Below are 15,709 nucleotides of genomic sequence, written 5' to 3'. Positions count from 1 at the left end.
GCACCGTATTGCCGACTGACTCGGCAGGCCGAGAGGTACGCTAGTCTTGAACGGGGAGCTTAAGCAAGGCTTAAGACATCGCCCGGACAATGGCCGTACGAGTCGCGACCGGGACAGGCAAAGGAGAGGCGCATGCGCGTGCTGCTGGTGGAGGACGACCCGCTGCTGGGCGATGGCATCAAGACCGCGCTGCAGCGCGAGGGCTACGCCGTCGACTGGCTGGAGAACGGCCGCGAGGCGATGGCGGCGGCCCGCTACGACGATTTCTCGGTGGTGGTGCTCGACCTGGGCCTGCCCGACGTCGACGGCATGAAGGTGCTCGAGGCGGTGCGTGGCCGCGGCTCGCTGCCGGTGCTGATCCTCACCGCCCGTGACGACATCGACTCGCGCCTGGCCGGGCTCGACGGCGGCGCCGACGACTACGTGCTCAAGCCCTTCGACCTCGCCGAGCTGCTGGCCCGCCTGCGGGTGGTGATGCGACGCGCCGAGGGCCGGGCCTCGCAGTTCCTCGACGTGGGCGAGCTGCGCATCGACGAGGCCCGCCATCGGGTGGTCTGGCAGGGCGAGGAGATGCCCCTGACGCGCCGCGAGTACGCGCTGCTGCTGGAGCTGGCGCGCCACGCCGACCGGGTGATGACCCGGCCGCGGCTGGAGAACCTGCTCTACGGCTGGGAGGAGGAAGTGGCCTCCAACGCCGTGGAAGTGCATGTTCATCATCTGCGCAAGAAGTTCCACAAGGGCCTGATCACCACCATCCGGGGCGTCGGCTATCGGCTGAACGCCGGTGATGCATGAGGTCGATTCGCCGCTACCTGAGCCGCACCCTGGCGCTGGTCCTCGCCGGGGTGACGCTGCTGGTCGTCACCGCCGCCTACCTGATCACCGCCCACGAGACCGAGGAGATCCTCGACGCCCAGCTCAGCCTGCAGAACCGGGTGGTGGCCAGCCTGATCGGTCCGGATGCCTCCGAGGCGACCTATCGTCGGATCGCCGAGCGCATGAGCCATCCGAAGCGCCTCGCGAGCTTCTATCCGGATGGCGAGGCGCCGCTCGAGGCCGCCGGCCGGGGGGCGGCGCTCTATCATCACGAGGAACGCGAGCTGTCGCTGGGCTTCTGGCACCGCGACGGCCGCCCGTACCTGACGGGCGCGCCCTGGAGCGGGGCCGGGCCCTTCCCGCCGCCCGAGGAGCAGGGTTACGCCTGGGCCGAGTACGACGGCGGCCGCTGGCGGGTGTTCTCGATGTTCGACGAGGACAGCGGGCTGTGGATCCGCTCCGGGGTCAGCATCGAGTTCATGCACGAGCTCGAGCGCAAGGTGGCGCTCGGCAACCTGGTGCCGATGCTGCTGGCACTGCCGCTGCTGCTGGTCGCCACGGGCTGGATCGTGCGCCGGGGGCTGATCCCGATCGGCACCCTGTCGCGGGAAGTGGCCGGCCGCGACGACCGCGACCTGGCCTTCATCGACGTCGGCGTGCCCCGCGAGCTGTCGGGGCTGCGCGAGGCCCTCAACGACTTCATCGCTCGCTTGCGCGAGACCCTCGAGCGCGAACGGCGCTTCACCGCCGATGCCGCCCATGAGCTGCGCACGCCCCTGGCCGGGCTGAAGATCCACCTCGACAACGCCCGGGCCGGCGAGCGGGACTCGCTGGACAAGGCCTGTCGCGGCGTGGAACGGCTGCAGCGGGTGGTCGAGCAGCTGCTGGTGCTGGCGCGGCTGGACCGCCGCGAGGCCCGCGAGACCCGCGACATCGATCTCTATCCGCTGGTGCTCGAGCTGGTCGCCGAGCTGTGGCCCTGGGCCCAGGCCCGGCATCAGGAGATGACCCTGCACGGCGTTCAGGCGCTGTGGGTGCGTGCCGATCCGGTGGAGGCGGGCATCCTGATCCGCAACCTGCTGGACAACGCCCTGCGCTACACGCCGGAGCACGGCGAGGTGGCGATCACGCTCTCCGAGACCGCCGACAGCGCCGTGCTGGCGGTGCGCGACAGCGGCCCGGGCATTCCCGAGGAGGCGCTGGCCACCATCACCGAACGCTTCCGGCGCGCCGCGGACCAGCGCACCACCGGCAGCGGCCTGGGGCTCGCGATCGTGCAGCAGCTGGCCGAGCGCCAGCAGGCCGGACTGACGCTGCGCAACTGCCATCCGCACGGCCTCGAGGCCGCGCTGCGCTGGCCGGCCCGGCCGCCGGCGCTTGCCCGCCCGGGGGCGGTGAGAACGGACGCGGCAGAGCGTAGAGGTCAGTCGGAGGACGGCGAGTGCCAGGACAGCGGATCGAGGCGGAAGTAGCGGCCGAGCAGGCCGTAGAGCTCGGGATAGGCGGCGTCCAGCGCCGCGGGGGCGGCGAAGAAGGTCTCGCAGCTCACCGCGAAGCACTCGCCCGGGTGGCTGGCGGCGTAGTCGTCGATGGGCGTGGCCTCGCCGCGGGCGAGATGCGCCTGGAGGTCGTCCCACACGGTGGTGAACACGCGATGCCAGTCCTGCGCGGCCATGTCGGCAGGCAGCGGCGGGAAGCCGTCGGCGTCCAGCGAGTTGGCCATGTCGAGCTTGTGGGCCAGCTCGTGGATCACCACGTTGAAGCCGTCGAGCCGGCCGCTTTCCATCAGGTCCGGGTAGGCGACCACCACCGGCCCCTGGTGGGAGGTCTCGCCGGCGCGCTCGTCGTCGTATTCGTGCATCACCCCGAATTCGTCCATCTCCTCCACCCGGCGATGAAAGGCGTCGGGCACGATCAGGATCTCGTGCAGGCCGGCGAAGGCCTCGCGGTGGGTGGCGTCGTCCCAGCCCAGGGTCAGCAGGCAGCCCTGGGCGGCGATGGCCAGCCGCGCCGGCACGTCGAAGTCGATCGCCGGGTCGAGCTCGGGATGGCGGCTCAGCCGCTTGGCATGGGCGAAGCGCCAGGCGCGATGGCCGAGGCGCTCGGCGGCGGCGTCGGGCAGGGCGGCGAGCAGCGGCAGCCGTGCCCGGGCCTCTTGCCACTCGGCCTCGGGGAAGGGGTGGCGGGCCTCGAAGCGGGCCGCCCGCCAGCGCCTCAGGCGCTCCAGCACGGCCTCAGCTCTCGTCCACGTCGCGGCCCGCGGATGGCCGGCCCCCGGACTTCCACGACCAGTCGCGCAGGCGCAGGTCGAACAGGTCCTGGCGGCGATCCTTGAGGTTGGTCACCGAGCCCTCGTTGCGCACCACGGTGAGCCGGGTCAGGTCCAGGTCCGAGAACATGATCATCTCGGTGTTGGGCGTGGTCTCGGCCAGCACGGCGTCGTGGGGGAAGGAGAAGTCCGAGGGCGAGAACACCGAGGACTGGGCGTACTGGATGTCGAGGTTCTCGATCGAGGGCACGTTGCCGACGCTGCCGCACAGCACCACGTAGCATTCGTTCTCGATGGCCCGGGCCTGGGCGCAGTGGCGCACCCGCAGGTAACCGTTCTTGGTGTCGGTCCAGAAGGGAACGAACAGGATGTCCATGTCCTGTTCGGCCAGCAGCCGCGAGAGCTCGGGGAATTCGACGTCGTAGCAGATCTGGATACCGACCCGACCGGCGTCGGTCTCGAACACCTGCAGTTCGTCGCCGCCCTCGATCACCCAGTCGCGGCGCTCCTGGGGGGTGATGTGCAGCTTGGCCTGGCGCTCGACGGAGCCGTCGCGGTGGCAGAGGTAGGCGACGTTGTAGAGTCGGTCCTCCTCGCCGAACTCGATCATCGAGCCGGCCACGATGTTGATGTTGTAGGCCACGGCCATGCGCGACAGCTCGGTCTTGAAGCGCTCGGTGAAGCCGGCCAGGAAGCGGATGGCGGCGATCTGGTCCTGCTGGGCGGCGCGGTCCTGCAGGCCCATCAGCGGGGCGTTGAACAGCTCCGGGAAGACCGCGAAGTCGCTCTGGTAGTCGGCCAGGGCGTCGACGAAGTACTCGACCTGCTGCAGCACCGCCTCCACCGAGTCGAACTCGCGCATCTGCCACTGCACGGCGCCGACCCGCACCTGGGTGCGGCGGCTCTCGAGCACCCGCTCGGCGGGTTCGAACAGGATGTTGTTCCACTCGAGCAGAGTCGCGTAGCCCTGGGACTTCTCGTCCTCGGGCAGGTACTTGCGCAGCAGGCGCTTGACCTGGAAGTCGTTGGCCAGCTGGAACGACAGGATGGGGTCGTGGATCTCCTTGCGCGCCACCTTGTCGATGTACTCCGCCGGCGAGAGCTCGTCGGCGTACTGGTGGTACTGGGGGATGCGGCCGCCGGCGAGGATCGCCCGCATGTTCATCGAGCGACACAGGTCCTTGCGCGCCTCGTAGAGCCGCCGGCCCAGGCGATAGCCGCGATAGTCCGGATGGATCAGCACGTCGAGGCCGTACATGGCGTCGCCCTCGGCGTCGTTGAGGATGATCTCGCGCTGGCCGATCAGGTCGTCGTACTGGTGAGGGTTGGAGAACTCGTCGTAGTCGACCTGCACGGTCAGGGCCACGCCGACCAGCCGGCCGTCGTCCTCGATGGCGATCTGGCCGTCCGGGAATTCCTCGATCAGCTTGTCGATGGTGTGCTCGGGCCAGGCGCCGCCGATGTCGTGGTAGACGGCGTCCATCAGCGTCTTGAGCTGCGGGTAGTCGTCCTGCGTCAGGTTGCGCAGATTGAGATGCAGATCATCGAGGGACATGCCGCGGACTCTCCGGTCGGGGAACGAAAGCCGCAGTTTAGCAGCCTCTTGCCCTCGGGCCGACAGGCGTTGTGACGAGGCGGCGTCCACGGCTTCAGGGCTCGCGCTCCGGTGTCCTAGCGCAGCTGGCTGTCCTTGCTGCCTCTGCGATTGAAGCCGCCGCCCGGGCCCTGACGCCTGTCGCGCTCGGCCTGGCAGGCGAGGCACAGCCGCACGCCGGGCACGGCCTGGCGCCGTGCCTCGGGGATCGGCTCGCCGCACTCGTCGCATTCATGGGCGCTCTCGCCGCGGGGGATCGCGCGCCGGGCGCGCTCCAGCTCGTCCTGCACGCTGTCGTCGATCTGCTGCTGGACGTCGCCGTCCTTCGACCAGCCTCCGGCCATCTCGTGTTCCTCGTTCGCAGTGCGTGTTGTCGTGCGGCCTCCTAGTGCGTCTCGCGGCTCGCCGTGGGCAGCTCGCGGCGCGCCAGCGGCCGGGTCAGGGTCTGGGCCATCACCACGCCGGCCAGTATCAGGGCGCCGCCCAGGAAGTGGAAGCTGGAGACGGTCTCGCCCAGTGCGAGCATGGCGATGATGGCGCTGAACAGCGGCATCAGGTTGATGAAGATGCTCGAACGGTTGGCGCCGATGCGGCGGATGGCGTGCATCCACAGGTAGGTGGTGACGATGGAGGCGGGGATCCCGGCGTAGACGATCAGGCCGAGGTTGTCGGCGCTGACCGGCGTCATCGGTCCCGCCAGGTAGGGTGGCAGCAGCAGGAGCACGGCGAAGACCACCTGGGCGTAGAGCAGCACCCAGGGCGGCAGGTCGATCGTCCAGCGTTTGAGCATCACGCCGTAGAGCGCATAGCAGGTCGCGGCCACCACCATCAGGGCGTCGCCCACGGCGACCTCGAGGTCGAGCAGCGACAGCGGGTCGCCCTGGCCCAGCAGCACGCTGACGCCGACCAGCGCCAGCACCCCGCCGGCCACGCCGCCGAGGCTGGGCGGCTCGCGCAGGATCAGCGCACTGAGCAGCACCGTGATCAGCGGCACCATGGCGGCCAGGATGCCCATGTTGGTGGCCGAGGTGGTCTCGGCGGCCACGTAGGCCAGGCCCTGCCACAGCCCCATGCCCAGCAGGCCCAGCGTCGCCAGTTTCGGCCATTCGCGGCGGATGATGGCGCGATGGCGCCAGGCGGCGGAGGCGACGAAGGGCGTCATCACCGCCAGCGCCAGCAGCCAGCGCAGGAAGGCGATGCTGCTGGGGGCGATGGCGCCGACGGTCAGCTGGTTGATGGTCATGTTGCCCGACCAGATCAGCACGGCGCCGAGCGGCAGCAGGAAGACGAACGGTGACATGGCATCCTCGCGTCGATGAAAGGGCGGTCGTGAGCGGCCTGAAGATGAGCCTTCGATAATAAGGCCGTCGACGGCAGGGGACCAGACGCGAGCCGCCCCCTGGGTCGGCCACCGCGATGCGGCATGGGCCCAGGGGGCGGCGTCAGTGAGTTCGCGGCCTCAGCGCAGGGCGCGCAGCTCGCCGTTCAGCGCCTTGATGATGGTGTAGCACATCAGAATCATCACCACCGAGAAGGGGATCGCGGTGGCCGTGACGCCGGCCTGGAGCGCCGAGAGCCCGCCGCCGATCAGCAGCACGATGGCGATCAGGCCTTCCACCGTGGCCCAGAACATGCGCTGGGGGCGCGGCGCGTCGATCTTGCCGCCGGCCGTGATGGTGTCGATCACCAGCGAACCGGAGTCCGACGAGGTGACGAAGAAGATCAGCGCCAGGATGATGCCCAGGGTCGACATCAGGCCCGACAGCGGCAGTTCGTTGAGCATGCCGAACAGCGACAGCTCGGGGCTGTAGTTGTCGATCACGTATTCCTTGACCAGGCTACTTGCCGGATTGGCATAGAGCTGGTCGAGGGCGGTGGCGCCGAACACTCCCATCCAGATGAAGATGAACAGGCTCGGGATCAGCAGCACGCAGATCACGAATTCGCGCACCGTGCGGCCCCGGGAGACGCGGGCGATGAACATGCCGACGAAGGGCGCCCAGCTGACCCACCAGGCCCAGTAGAAGATGGTCCAGGACTGGCGATAGGCGTCGTCCTCGCGGCCGAAGGGCGCCGACAGCGGGATGAACTCCGTCACGTAGGTCTCGAGGCCGCTCCAGAAGCCGGTGAGCGCGGCCAGGGTCGGGCCGGCGAACAGCACGAAGAAGAAGAACAGCACGGCCATGCCCATGTTGATCTCGGAGAGCCGCTTCACGCCGCCGTCCAGGCCGCGCCACACCGAGACCAGCGCCACCGCGGTGACGGCCACGATCACGATCACCTGGGTGGTGATGCTGACGTCCAGGCCGAAGACGAAGTTCATGCCGGCGTTGGCCTGCTGGGCGCCGAGGCCCAGCGAGGTGGCCAGGCCGAACAGGGTCGAGAACACCGCCAGGATGTCGATGGCATGGCCCCACCAGCCCCAGACACGGTCGCCCAGCAGCGGGAAGAAGGCCGAGCGGATGGAGAAGGGCAGGCCCTTGTTGTAGGTGAAGATGGACAGCGCCAGTGCCATGACCACGTAGACGGCCCAGCCGTGGATGCCCCAGTGCAGATAGGTGCCGGCCAGGCCCATGGCGGTGGCGTTGGTGACGGCCTCCGGGTTCAGCCCCCCGTCGGCGTCGAAGGGCGAGGGCGTGCCCAGTGGCGAGGAGACGTTGGCGTGGTAGACCGGTTCCAGCACGCCGAAGAACAGCAGGCCGATGCCGATGCCGGCGGCGAACAGCATCGCAAACCAGGAGAGATAGCCGTACTCCGGCGTGGCTTCGGGCCCGCCCAGGCGGACCTTGCCGTAGGGCAGCACGACCAGTGCCAGGCAGAACAGGATGAAGCCATCCACCACGATCATGAAGTAGCTGTCGAGGGTGCCGGTGGAGAAGCTGACGATGGACTGGAAGAGGCTGCCGGCCCGTTCGGGGAACAGCAGGGTGAGGACGATGAAGGCGATCGAGGCCAGCGCCGAGATGGCGAAGACCCGGTTATGGATATCGAAACCGATGGGGCCCAGGCTGCCCTCGATGTTGTCCTGGCCGACGGTGTAGTCCGTCTGCATGTCGCTCGACACCGCGGCGGGTGTCGGCTCGCTTGGATGATTCATGAAAGACTGCTCCTGCATGGGGGAGGCGAAATGGCCGACGGAGTCTCTCATACGTCGGCCGGACCGTATGTTCGGTAGCGGCCCGGCCGCGTATCAAAGCCGACTTCGGCACGGCCTCCTGCGGGGAAGTGAAGCGGACCCGGCGCCTGGCCGGATCGGGCGCTGCCGCCGGAAGCCCGGCGGCGGCGCAGGGTCAGGCCTGCTCGGCGTCGACTCTCGGAAAGCGCGAGCGTGCCTCGAGATCGTCCAGGTCGATGGTGTTGCGCATGTACTGGACGCTGGCGTCGAAGTGCGGCTGATGATCCCAGGGCGTGACCCTGCCCTTCATGTTAGCCCGGGCCACCAGCTTGCGACGGCGCTGGCTGTCGAGCACCTGCTGGTGCAGCCGCTCGATGTCCCAGCGGCCGGCCACCTCGTCGCGGAACTGCCGGCACACTTCCCGGTGGGCGGGATCCTCGGCCAGATTGGTCAGCTCCAGCGGGTCGGCCTCGAGGTCGAACAGCTGGTCCGGATCCGGGGTGGAGTGGACGAACTTGTAGCGGCCGCGTCGGATCATCAGCAGCGGCGCGATGGCGCCCTCGCCGCAGTACTCGCCGATCACCTCGTCGTGGCCGCCCTGGCCGGTGAGGTGGGGAATCAGGCTGCGGCCGTCGACGGGCACGGCGTATTCCGGCGCCTGGCCGTCGTTGCCCCATTCGGCGAAGGTCGGCAGCAGATCCATGGTGGAGACGGACTGCTTGACCCGGCCGGCGGCGTAGCGGCCCGGCGCGTGGACGATCATCGGCACCCGGGCGGAGCCCTCGAACCAGCTCATCTTGTACCACAGGCCGCGCTCGCCGAGCATGTCGCCGTGGTCGCCGGAGAACACGATGATGGTGTCCTCGGCGAGTCCGCTCTCCTCGAGGGCCTTCAGCACCTTGCCCAGCTGGTCGTCGACGTAGCTGATGGCGCCGTAGTAGGCCCGGCGCGCGTTGCGGATCTGCTCGTCGGTGACGGTGTCCTCGTCGCACTGGTAGACGTGGCGCAGGCGCTTGGAGTGCGGATCCATCAGCTCGCGGCAGTAGGGCACCCGCGGCATGTCGATCTCGTCGTGCGCGTAGCGGTCCCAGTATTCCTGCGGAATGGTGTAGGGATCGTGCGGGTGGGTCAGCGAGACCGTCAGGCAGAAGGGACGGTCCTGGTCGCTGCGTGCGTAGTCATAGAGGAAGCGCTGGGCGCGGAAGGTCACCTCGTCGTCGAAGTCGAGCTGGTTGGAGCGCACGCAAGGCCCGGCCTGGGTGACCGAGGACATGTTGTGGTAGTAGCTGGGGCGCGACTCGACGTCCTCCCAGTCGACGTACCAGCCGAAGTCGGCCGGATAGATGTCGGAGGTCAGGCGCTCCTCGAAGCCGTGCAGCTGGTCCGGGCCGCAGAAGTGCATCTTGCCGGTCAGCGCCGTCAGGTAGCCGGCGTCGCGCAGGTAGTGGGCGTAGGTCGGGGTGTCGGCGGCCAGCTCGGCGGCGTTGTCGAAGCCGCCGATGCGCGAGGGCAGCTGGCCGGCCATCAGGGTGAAGCGCGACGGCGCGCACAGCGGGCTGTTGCAGTAGGCCGAGTCGAACACCACGCCTTCTTCCGCCAGGCGCGACAGGTTCGGCGTCTTGACCACCCTGTGGCCGTAGAACGGCAGCGACGGCGCCGCCATCTGGTCCGCCATCAGAAACAGGATATGGGGTTGCTTGCGCGCCATGGGAGCTCCTCTTGTTCATTGTGGCCACGCGCATCGTCGTGGTCGCCGCGTCGGTGTGTGTCGAGGCGACAGTCTCCCTGCTAATCTCAAACCCTGTAAACTCGCTGATTTTTTATGTCTGGAATTAGATTAACTAATGTCTTTGATGGATAAACGGGTATCGCCCAACGGCCTGCGGGTGTTCGAGGCGGCGGCTCGCCACCTGAGCTTCACCGCCGCCGCCAGGGAGCTGCGCTCCACCCAGTCGGCGGTCAGCCAGCAGGTCCGTGCCCTGGAGGAGCAACTCGGCCTTAAGCTGTTCGATCGCGTGCACCGCGGCGTACGCCTCACCGAGCCGGGCCAGGCGCTGTTCGAGGCCGTGCAGGAAGGCTTCGCGACCATCGAGAACACCATCGACCGGCTACAGCGGCGCCATCGCAACCCCCGCCTGAACATCCTCACCGACTTCTCGCTGGCCTCCTACTGGCTGCTGCCGCGGCTGCCCGACTTCCGCCGCCGGCATCCCGACATCGACGTGCGCATCCAGACCAACCAGGGCGTGTTCGACTGGCAGGGCCAGGAGGTCGACATCGCCATCGTGTTCGGCGACCGCCGCGGCCTGGAAGGCGCGACGCGGCTGCTGGACGAGGAGGTGTTTCCGGTCTGCAGCCCCGGTTTCCTTGGCCAGCACGGCCCGATCGACGGGCTGGCGCGCCTCGGCGAGGTGCCGCTGCTGACGCTGAGCGCCGACCAGGGGCAGCAGTGGCTGGACTGGCCCGGCTACTTCGTGCGCCTGGGCGGCCGGGCGCAGCCGGCGCCGTCGGAACTGATCTTCAACAACTACCCGCTGCTGGTGCAGGCGGCGATCGCCGGGCAGGGGGTGGCGCTGGGCTGGCGGGGGCTGGTCGATGACCTGATCGAGCGCGGCATGCTGACGGGGCTGGACGGCCTCTCGCTGAGCACCTCCAACGGCTACGGGGTGATCGACGTCCACCCCGAGGATCGGCGCGACGCCAAGCGGGCCTTCATGGCCTGGATACTGGCCGGCTGAGCGTTCCCGGCACGAAAAAGCCCCGGTCTGGGCCGGGGCTTGCGTTGCCGTTGACTGCCTGAGGGCCTGTCCCTCAGTCCTCGGGGTCGTTGGCGGAATCCACACCGCTTGCGGGGGCCACCTCGTCGTCGACGCTGCCCTCGGCGTGGGTAGCGGCATCTTCGGCGGGATCGTTGGCGCTGTCCGTACCGCCTTCCTCGACGATCGGATCGTCGCCCATCGCACCGTCATGACCTTCCATGGTGCCCTGCTCGACCTCGTTGGCACTGTCGACGCCCTGGTTGGGGGCCAGTTCGTCTTCCTCGTGATGTGACGCCAGAGCGGCGCCGGACAGCATCATCAGAGCGCTGAGGGTGACGGCAGCGGTCGCAATACGTTTCATGGTGCACCTCTCATCCGTTTGGGTGTGATAGGCATCCGTGCATTTCGTCGAATGCTATACAAAACCTATGCAAAAATTCCCGGATACGCAAGGGGGATGCCCGAAACGACAGGAGCCCGGCCATGGCCGGGCTCCTGTCGTCGGGACGAGAGAGGTGCTGCAAGCGTCAGGTCAGGCTGGCCACGGCGGCCTTGGCGATCTGCACGTCCTGGTCGGGCTTGACGCCGGAGATGCCGATGCTGCCGGCCACCTGGCCGTCGACGATCACCGGTACGCCGCCGGACAGCAGGGCCTGCAGCGGTGCGGTGGCGAAGGCGGTGCGGCCGTTGTTGATCATCTCCTCGAACACCTGGGTCTCCTTGCGGCCGATGGCGGCGTTGCGCGCCTTCTCGGTGGCGACGCCGGCGCTGAAGGGCGCGGCGCCGTCCAGCCGGCGCAGGCCGAGCAGGTGACCGCCATCGTCGGCCACGGCGATGGTCACGGACCAGCCGTTGGCCTCGGCTTCCTTCTGTGCCGCGTCGAGCAGGACGTTGACGTCGTCCAGGGTCAGTACAGCTTTGGTCTGCATCTGGTTAGCTCCTTCTTGGGATGTCTGGGGGTATCAGTCTGTCATTGAAAAGCGCCGTGGACGATCATGCCAGCGCCTCGTCCACGATCTCGATCCAGTGCCTGACTGGAGTGCGGCCGGCGCCGTTCGGGTGCGTCTGGCAGCTGAAGGAATGAGCGCGCGTCACGATCACATCAGTGCCTCGTCCACGATCTCGATCCAGTGCCTGACCGGAGTGCGGCCGGCGCCGTTCAGGTGGGTCTGGCAACCGATGTTGGCGGTCACGATCACTTCCGGCTCGCCGGCCTCCAGGGCGTCGAGCTTGTTGTCGCGCAGTTCGGTGGCGAGTTCGGGCTGGGTCACCGAGTAGGTGCCGGCCGAGCCGCAGCACAGGTGCGCGTCCTGCACCGGGGTCAGCGAGAAACCGAGCTTGGCCAGCACGGCATCGACGCTGCCGCCGAGCTTCTGGGCGTGCTGCAGGGTGCAGGGGCAGTGGAAGGCCAGGCGCTTGTGCTCGCGCAGCGTCAGCGGCTCCAGGTCCTCGGCGCGCAGGATCTCCACCAGGTCCTTGGCCAGGGCGCTGATGCGCGCGGCCTTGTCGGCGTAGTCCGGGTCGTCGGCCAGCACCTCGCCGTATTCCTTGACCATGGCGCCGCAGCCGCTGGCGGTCTGCACGATGGCCTCGCAGCCGGCTTCGACGTGGGGCCACCAGGCGTCGATGTTGGCGCGCATCCGCGCGCGGCCGGCGTCCTGGGCGTTGAGGTGATAGTCGATGGCGCCGCAGCAGCCGGCCTCCGGCGCCGGGGTCAGGCCGATGCCGAGGCGGTCGAGCACCCGGGCGGTGGCGGCGTTGGTGTTGGGCGAGAGCCCCGGCTGCACGCAGCCCTCGAGAATCAGCATCTGGCGCTCATGGCGGGCACCCTCGGGGCGGCTGCCGGCGTCCACCGGTGCCGGCGGCATCTTGTCGCGCAGCGTGCCGGGGACCAGCGGGCGGAAGGTCTGGCCGAGCTTGAGCAGCGCCTGGAAGCGGGCCGGCTCGACCAGCGCCTTGCGCAGGCCGAAGCGCAGCGCGCGCTCGGCGGCGGGCCGCGGTGCCCGGCGCTCGATCTCGGCGCGGCCGATGTCGAGCAGCTTGTGGTATTCCACCCCGGACGGGCAGGTGGTCTCGCAGTTGCGGCAGGTCAGGCAGCGGTCCAGGTGCAGCCGGGTCTCCTCGGTGACGACGTCGTCCTCGGGGTTCTCCAGCATCTGCTTCATCAGGTAGATGCGCCCGCGGGGGCCGTCGCGCTCGTCGCCCAGCAGCTGGTAGGTGGGGCAGGTGGCGTTGCAGAAGCCACAGTGCACGCAGGTGCGCAGCACCCGCTCCGCCTCGCGGATGTGCGGCTGTTCGAGATCCTGTTCGGTGAAGTGCGTCTGCATGTCAGAGCTCCGCGTAGAGTCGGCCCGGATTGAAGATGCCCTTCGGGTCCAGCTCGGCCTTGAGCCGGCGGTGGTACCTGAGCATCACCTCGGGCAGCGGGGTGAAGGGCTCGGCGGCGCCGGGCGTGAGGCAGGTGGCGTGTCCGCCGGCGGCGGCGCAGGCCTCGCGCAGGGTCTCGGCGGGCAGGTCGCTTCTCAGCCAGCGCTGGGCGCCGGCCCAGTCGTGGAGCATGGCCTGCTCGTCGAGGCCGTCGGCCTCGAGGCGGGCGCGCTGGGGCAGCGAGATGCGCCACAGCGGGCGGTCGTCATCGCCGCCGAAGAAGGGCAGGCGCTGCTCGCGCAGGTCGTCCCAGAAGCCGGGATCGAGGTCCTCGCCGCCGAGGCGCTCGCGGGTGGTGGCCACCGAGCCGGGGCCGCCCTCGAGGCGCAGGTGGAGGGCGCCGTCCTGCCAGGCGGCGGCGGTCAGCGGCAGTGGATGACGGCCCCATTCGGCGAGGCGCTCGCGGGCCTCGTCCAGCGGCATCTCGAGGCGCAGGCCGTGGCAGGCCGAGGGGCGCGGCAGCACCTTGAGGGTGACCTCGGTGAGCAGCCCCAGGCCGCCCTGGGCGCCGACCATCAGCCGCGACAGGTCGTAGCCGGCGACGTTCTTCATCACCTCGCCGCCGAAGCGCTGCTCGTCGCCGGTGTGGGTGATCACTCGGGCGCCGAGCACGAAGTCGCGCACGGCGCCGGCCCAGGGGCGGCGCGGGCCGGAGAGTCCGGCGGCGACCGTGCCGCCGACGGTGGCGGCGTCGCCGAAGTGCGGCGGCTCGAAGGGCAGCATCTGGTCGTTCTCGGCCAGCGCCGCTTCCAGCTCGGCCAGCGGCGTGCCGGCGCGCACCGAGACGATCAGCTCCACCGGGTCGTAGCCGGTGATGCCGCGATGCTCGCGGGTGGCGAGTGTCTCGCCCTCCACGGGGCGACCATAGAAGGCCTTGGTGTCACCGCCGACGATGCGCAGCGCCGTGCCCGCGGCGTTGGCCTGGCGGACGCGCTCGCCCAGCTCGGCGCTGATGTCCCGGTCCTGCGGGGATGTGGATGTGGCCATGATCATTCCTCAAAAACGGGGCAGCTCGGGGTGCGGCAGCTCGCCGCCGTGCACGTGCATGGCGCCGAACTCGGCGCAGCGCGCCAGGGTCGGGATGTTCTTGCCCGGGTTGAGCAGGCCCTCGGGGTCGAAGGCCGCCTTCACCGCGTGGAAGGTGGTCAGCTCGTCGCTGCCGAACTGGGCGCACATCTGGTTGATCTTCTCGCGGCCCACGCCGTGCTCGCCGGTGATCGAGCCACCGGCCTCCACGCATAGCTCAAGGATCTTGCCGCCCAGTGCCTCGGCCTGCTCGAGCTCGCCCTCGCGGTTGGCATCGAACAGGATCAGCGGATGCATGTTGCCGTCGCCGGCGTGGAAGACGTTGGCTACCTTCAGCCCGTAGGCCTCGGACAGGTCGGCGATGCCCTGCAGCACGCGGGGCAGCTCGCGGCGGGGGATGGTGCCGTCCATGCAGTAGTAGTCCGGCGACATGCGGCCCACCGCGGGGAAGGCGTTCTTGCGTCCGGCCCAGAAGCGGGCGCGCTCGGCCTCGTCGCGGGCCTGCTGGATGTCGATGGCGCCGGCCCTCTCGAGCACCTCGCGGACCCGGTCGGCGTCGTCGTCGACGTCGGCTTCCACGCCGTCCAGCTCGCACAGCAGGATGGCCTCGGCCTCGACCGGATAGCCGGCGTGGATGAAGTCCTCGGCGGCGCGGATCGCCAGGTTGTCCATCATCTCGAGCCCGCCGGGAATGATGCCGGCGGCGATGATGTCGCCCACGGCGCGACCGGCCTTGCCCACGTCGTCGAAGCTGGCCATCAGCACCTTGGTGGTCTCGGGCTTGGGCAGCAGCTTGACGGTGATCTCGGTGACCACGCCGAGCATGCCCTCCGAGCCGTTGAACAGCGCCAGCAGGTCGAAGCCCGGGGCGTCCAGCGCCTCGCTGCCGAGGGTCATGCGCTCGCCCTCGATGGTGAGGATCTCGACCTTCATCACGTTGTGCACGGTCAGGCCGTACTTGAGGCAGTGCACGCCGCCGGCGTTTTCCGCCACGTTGCCGCCGATGGAGCAGGCGATCTGGGAGGAGGGGTCCGGCGCGTAGTAGAGACCAAAGGGCGCGGCGGCCTCGGAGATGGCGAGGTTGCGCACGCCGGGCTGGACGCGGGCGATGCGGGCATCGGGGTCGACCTCGAGGATCCTGCTGAAGCGCGACATCACCAGCAGCACGCCCTGCTCCAGCGGGAGGGCGCCGCCGGAGAGGCCGGTGCCGGCGCCGCGGGTGACCACCGGCACGCCCAGTGCCCGGCAGCCCTTGAGCAGCGCCTCGACCTGGTCGAGGGTCTCCGGCAGAGCCACCAGCATGGGCATGACGCGATAGGCGGCCAGGCCGTCGCATTCGAAGGGATGCAGGTCCTCCTCGCGATGGAGCAGCGTCAGGCCGGGGGCGGCCTGCTGCAGGCTGGCGAGCACCTCCGCCTTGTCACGGCGGGGCAGCTCGCCGTCGAGTCGTGCGTCGAAGTGAATGTTCATGACGGCTCCGGCTGGTGAGGCGGCGATGGCATGACCGCGATCAGAACACGCCTCTTGCGTTTGCAGAAATATTTTCCAGTTGCCTCCCTGTCCACGATCGTGTGCCGCGAGAGCGAATCGTCGCCGCGTTGCCAGGGAAGGTCCGATAAGGAAACGATACGACCCGCAGGGCGCCGATGGCTACGCTGGGTCAATGGTAAGACCAATTGTATGCCGCGCTTCTTGCGTCGACG

14 protein-coding genes are annotated in these 15,709 nt (G+C 69.1%); 3 read left to right on the top strand and 11 right to left on the bottom strand.

What is annotated here, in order from left to right:
* Window positions 1-132 precede the first annotated feature (132 nt).
* Window positions 133-795, top strand: a complete 663-nt coding sequence (locus C9J49_RS08775) for a response regulator transcription factor (protein ID WP_107181263.1) — start codon at window positions 133-135, stop codon at window positions 793-795.
* Window positions 792-2,288 (top strand): ATP-binding protein, encoded by a 1,497-nt coding sequence (locus C9J49_RS08770; protein ID WP_107181262.1) that lies wholly within the window; start codon window positions 792-794, stop codon window positions 2,286-2,288. The genes C9J49_RS08775 and C9J49_RS08770 overlap by 4 nt, the downstream gene beginning before the upstream one ends.
* Here the strand turns inward: C9J49_RS08770 and C9J49_RS08765 are convergent.
* From C9J49_RS08765 to betC, 6 genes are all read right to left on the bottom strand, one after another.
* Window positions 2,240-3,046, bottom strand: a complete 807-nt coding sequence (locus C9J49_RS08765; protein WP_107181261.1) for a zinc-dependent peptidase — start codon at window positions 3,044-3,046, stop codon at window positions 2,240-2,242. The genes C9J49_RS08770 and C9J49_RS08765 overlap by 49 nt on opposite strands.
* Window positions 3,047-3,050: 4 nt before the next feature.
* A complete protein-coding gene (locus tag C9J49_RS08760; RefSeq protein WP_035593681.1) occupies window positions 3,051-4,640 on the bottom strand; it encodes a bifunctional GNAT family N-acetyltransferase/carbon-nitrogen hydrolase family protein in 1,590 nt (529 codons plus the stop codon).
* A gap of 116 nt (window positions 4,641-4,756) precedes the next feature.
* Window positions 4,757-5,023: a DksA/TraR family C4-type zinc finger protein gene (locus tag C9J49_RS08755; RefSeq protein ID WP_046079410.1), complete on the bottom strand. Its 267-nt coding sequence runs from the start codon at window positions 5,021-5,023 to the stop codon at window positions 4,757-4,759.
* A gap of 41 nt (window positions 5,024-5,064) precedes the next feature.
* The gene (locus tag C9J49_RS08750; RefSeq protein ID WP_107181260.1) at window positions 5,065-5,979 is read right to left on the bottom strand and encodes a DMT family transporter; all 915 of its coding nucleotides are present in this window, start codon (window positions 5,977-5,979) and stop codon (window positions 5,065-5,067) included.
* A gap of 159 nt (window positions 5,980-6,138) precedes the next feature.
* Window positions 6,139-7,776: a BCCT family transporter gene (locus C9J49_RS08745; protein ID WP_107181259.1), complete on the bottom strand. Its 1,638-nt coding sequence runs from the start codon at window positions 7,774-7,776 to the stop codon at window positions 6,139-6,141.
* Between the two features lie 193 nt (window positions 7,777-7,969).
* On the bottom strand, window positions 7,970-9,502 hold the full coding sequence (gene betC, locus C9J49_RS08740; protein WP_046079407.1) for a choline-sulfatase: 1,533 nt from the start codon (window positions 9,500-9,502) through the stop codon (window positions 7,970-7,972).
* 145 nt (window positions 9,503-9,647) lie between these two features.
* Between betC and C9J49_RS08735 the strand changes: the two genes are divergently transcribed.
* Window positions 9,648-10,532, top strand: a complete 885-nt coding sequence (locus C9J49_RS08735) for a choline sulfate utilization transcriptional regulator (RefSeq protein WP_258393856.1) — start codon at window positions 9,648-9,650, stop codon at window positions 10,530-10,532.
* Window positions 10,533-10,605: 73 nt separating this feature from the next.
* On the opposite strand, the gene C9J49_RS08730 is transcribed toward C9J49_RS08735, so the two are convergent.
* The 5 genes from C9J49_RS08730 to glcD form a co-directional block, all read right to left on the bottom strand.
* Window positions 10,606-10,914 carry a hypothetical protein gene (locus tag C9J49_RS08730; protein ID WP_046079405.1) on the bottom strand — a complete coding sequence of 103 codons (309 nt, stop codon included), beginning with the start codon at window positions 10,912-10,914 and terminating at the stop codon, window positions 10,606-10,608.
* Window positions 10,915-11,080: 166 nt separating this feature from the next.
* Window positions 11,081-11,482 carry a heme-binding protein gene (locus tag C9J49_RS08725; protein WP_046079404.1) on the bottom strand — a complete coding sequence of 134 codons (402 nt, stop codon included), beginning with the start codon at window positions 11,480-11,482 and terminating at the stop codon, window positions 11,081-11,083.
* Between the two features lie 168 nt (window positions 11,483-11,650).
* Window positions 11,651-12,880 carry a glycolate oxidase subunit GlcF gene (gene glcF / locus C9J49_RS08720; protein WP_111382304.1) on the bottom strand — a complete coding sequence of 410 codons (1,230 nt, stop codon included), beginning with the start codon at window positions 12,878-12,880 and terminating at the stop codon, window positions 11,651-11,653.
* Between the two features lies 1 nt (window position 12,881).
* Window positions 12,882-13,967: a glycolate oxidase subunit GlcE gene (gene glcE, locus C9J49_RS08715; protein WP_107181257.1), complete on the bottom strand. Its 1,086-nt coding sequence runs from the start codon at window positions 13,965-13,967 to the stop codon at window positions 12,882-12,884.
* A gap of 9 nt (window positions 13,968-13,976) precedes the next feature.
* On the bottom strand, window positions 13,977-15,476 hold the full coding sequence (gene glcD / locus C9J49_RS08710; RefSeq protein ID WP_107181256.1) for a glycolate oxidase subunit GlcD: 1,500 nt from the start codon (window positions 15,474-15,476) through the stop codon (window positions 13,977-13,979).
* Window positions 15,477-15,709: the final 233 nt, after the last annotated feature.

The organism is Halomonas sp. SL1 (assembly GCF_003030865.2).
Taxonomy (GTDB): Bacteria; Pseudomonadota; Gammaproteobacteria; order Pseudomonadales; family Halomonadaceae; genus Halomonas; species Halomonas halophila.
Note: the sequence above shows the minus strand (reverse complement) of the source record. Positions and strands in the feature narration are given on the sequence as shown.

Excerpts from the sequence above, each read along its gene's own strand:
- C9J49_RS08775 (WP_107181263.1), top strand. The coding sequence starts at position 133 with ATGCGCGTGCTGCTGGTGGAGGACGACCCGCTGCTGGGCGATGGCATC.
- C9J49_RS08770 (WP_107181262.1), top strand. The coding sequence starts at position 792 with ATGAGGTCGATTCGCCGCTACCTGAGCCGCACCCTGGCGCTGGTCCTC.
- C9J49_RS08760 (WP_035593681.1), bottom strand. The coding sequence starts at position 4,640 with ATGTCCCTCGATGATCTGCATCTCAATCTGCGCAACCTGACGCAGGAC.
- C9J49_RS08755 (WP_046079410.1), bottom strand. The coding sequence starts at position 5,023 with ATGGCCGGAGGCTGGTCGAAGGACGGCGACGTCCAGCAGCAGATCGAC.
- C9J49_RS08750 (WP_107181260.1), bottom strand. The coding sequence starts at position 5,979 with ATGTCACCGTTCGTCTTCCTGCTGCCGCTCGGCGCCGTGCTGATCTGG.
- C9J49_RS08745 (WP_107181259.1), bottom strand. The coding sequence starts at position 7,776 with ATGAATCATCCAAGCGAGCCGACACCCGCCGCGGTGTCGAGCGACATG.
- betC (WP_046079407.1), bottom strand. The coding sequence starts at position 9,502 with ATGGCGCGCAAGCAACCCCATATCCTGTTTCTGATGGCGGACCAGATG.
- C9J49_RS08735 (WP_258393856.1), top strand. The coding sequence starts at position 9,648 with ATGGATAAACGGGTATCGCCCAACGGCCTGCGGGTGTTCGAGGCGGCG.
- C9J49_RS08730 (WP_046079405.1), bottom strand. The coding sequence starts at position 10,914 with ATGAAACGTATTGCGACCGCTGCCGTCACCCTCAGCGCTCTGATGATG.
- C9J49_RS08725 (WP_046079404.1), bottom strand. The coding sequence starts at position 11,482 with ATGCAGACCAAAGCTGTACTGACCCTGGACGACGTCAACGTCCTGCTC.
- glcF (WP_111382304.1), bottom strand. The coding sequence starts at position 12,880 with ATGCAGACGCACTTCACCGAACAGGATCTCGAACAGCCGCACATCCGC.
- glcE (WP_107181257.1), bottom strand. The coding sequence starts at position 13,967 with ATGGCCACATCCACATCCCCGCAGGACCGGGACATCAGCGCCGAGCTG.
- glcD (WP_107181256.1), bottom strand. The coding sequence starts at position 15,476 with ATGAACATTCACTTCGACGCACGACTCGACGGCGAGCTGCCCCGCCGT.